The sequence below is a fragment of the Streptomyces sp. NPDC004561 genome (assembly GCF_053602155.1).
Genome location: NZ_JBSGDB010000813.1, coordinates 1 through 2,228 on the forward strand (window position 1 = coordinate 1; position 2,228 = coordinate 2,228).

General features: G+C 76.4%; 1 pseudogene. It reads right to left on the reverse strand.

Annotated features, from left to right (window positions below):
* Positions 1 to 84: 84 nt before the first annotated feature.
* A pseudogene (locus ACWEN3_RS45620) lies at positions 85 to 2,211 on the reverse strand (AAA family ATPase); the annotation flags it as partial.
* Between the last annotated feature and the right edge of the window lie 17 nt (positions 2,212 to 2,228).

Sequence of the window (2,228 nt, forward strand, 5' to 3'; positions counted from 1 at the left end):
AAGATCGACCGCGGCGTCGTCACGGTGACCACCTGCTGGGCCGACGAGCGCGTCTACTACCCGCTGCACGCCGTCCCCTACACCCCCGCTCACCAACTGGGCGTACCCGAGCGCGCCGAGGGCCCGCGAGAGGTACATCTGGTCGCCGTCCTCCTCGGCGTGCTCCACCGCCTCCCGGGCGAGCGCCAGCGCCCGGTCCACGTCGCCGCCGGAGGCCTCCGCGAGCGAGGTCAGCATCGCCGAGGCGGTCTCGCCGATCCCGGAGTCCCGGGCCAGGCGCAGGCTCTCGCGGGCCAGTTCCAGGGCGCGGCCGCAGTGCCCGGCGCGCAGCTCGGTCTCGGCCAGGCCGCGCAGGAAGTGCACCTCGCTCTCCACCGAGCCGCGCCGGCGCACCTCGCGCAGCAGGCCGGTGACCGTCGCCCGGGCCTCGACCAGCTGGTCGCTCATGACCAGCCAGCGGAACCGGGCGCTGCCCGCCCCGTTGTGATGCCATGCCACCCTCGGGTCCTGGGGCTCCTTCAGGGCCCGCTTGATGGTGCGCGGCGCGTCCGGATGGCCCATCAGGGTCTCGGTCTGCGCCTGGAAGGCGAGCGAGAGCAGTTCGGTGCGCCGGTCCTTGCCGCGCGCGGCCAGCTCGGCGGCGTGCGCGGCGGCCTCCCGCGCCTCGGTGAAGTCGCCCTCGACGATCAGCGCCCGCCAGGCCAGCTGGTAGTGGACCAGCGCCAGCAGCCGGGGGTCGTCGCCGGCGTCGGCGAGGGCCTGCGGGAAGACGGCGTCGACCTCCGCCATGGTGTGGCCCGCGGTGTCGATGACGATGATCCAGGCCCGCACCCGGTCGGCCGGCACACTCGTCCGGGTCAGCACCTCCCGGGCGATGTCCCGGGCCAGGTCCACCTCGCCGGCGGTGATGGCGTCCTCTGCGGCCTGCAGCCGCCGCTCCTCCTGGCCGGGCACGCCGTCGGCGGGCGTGTGCCGCGCGGCCAGCAGCCCCAGCTGGGCGGCGACCGAGGGCGCCCCGCGGTCCCGGGCGAGGGCGGCCGCCTCGGCGAGCCGGGCCGCGACCTCCGGGTCGGCGCCGGTGGTGGCGAGGGCCAGGTGCCGGGCCCGCTCGATCGGGTCGGAGGCGGCCGTGGACAGGGCCGCGTGCGCGGCGCGCCGCTCGTGCGCGGGCGCCTCCGCGTAGAGCGCGGCGGAGATCAGCGGATGCGCGAACCGTACGGCCGGTGCGTCCGGTTCGGTGGCCAGCAGCCCCAGTTCGGCGGCCTGGGCGCACTCGGCCTCGGCGTTCTCCCGGCCGGCCGCGTGCAGCAGCGCGGAGGTGGGGCGGGCGCCGGCGCTGGCCACGAGCAGGGTGCGGCGGGCCTCCACCGACAGCATGTCCAGACGGCTGAGCACCAGGGCGCGCAGCGAGGTGGGCACGGGCAGCGGCTCGCCCGGCCGGGGCGGGGTGGGGCTCTCGGCGAGGGCGCGGCCGAGTTCCAGCGCGAACAGCGGGTTGCCGCCGCTGGTGCGGTGTATCTCGCGGACCGTGGAGCGGGACAGCGCGCCGTGGCCGCGGTGGCCGAGCAACTGGGCGACCTGGGCGCGGGAGAGCGCGCCCAGCCGGACGGCGAGGGTGTCCGGCGGGCAGGCCCGCAGATGCCGGTCGTACTCCTGGCTCTCCTGCCCCTCCGTGCGCACCGCGCACAGCAGCTGCACCGGGGTGCCGCCGAGCCGGCGGGCGGCGAAGCCGAGCAGTTCGGCGCTGGCCGGATCCAGCCACTGCAGGTCGTCGGCGACCACCAGCACAGGGCCGCGCGCGGCGAGCGCGCGCAGGGCGGAGAGCACGGCGAGCCGCAGGGCGAGGCCGTCGCGCTGGAGGCTGGACTCGCCGCGTCCGGTGAGCGCCGACTCCAGGGCGGTGCGCTGGGCGACGGGCAGCCGGGGGGAGACGTCGTCGAGGACCAGGCCGAGGAGGTCGGCGAGCGCGAGGAAGGGAAGGTGGGATTCGGACTCCGTCGCCGAGCAGCGCAGGACGGTGCGCGCGGTGGCGGCGTATTCCTCGGTCAATGCCCGCAGGACGGTGGATTTCCCTATTCCGGCGGGGCCGTGGAGCAGCACACTGCCCCCCGAGGCGAGTTGGTCGCGTGCGCTTGTGAACAGCTCCTCGCGGCCGATGACCAGGTCGGGGCGGCACCTGGCAGGCTCCTGGAAGTCCCGTCGCACGGTCACCGCTCCCCTCGTGTGTC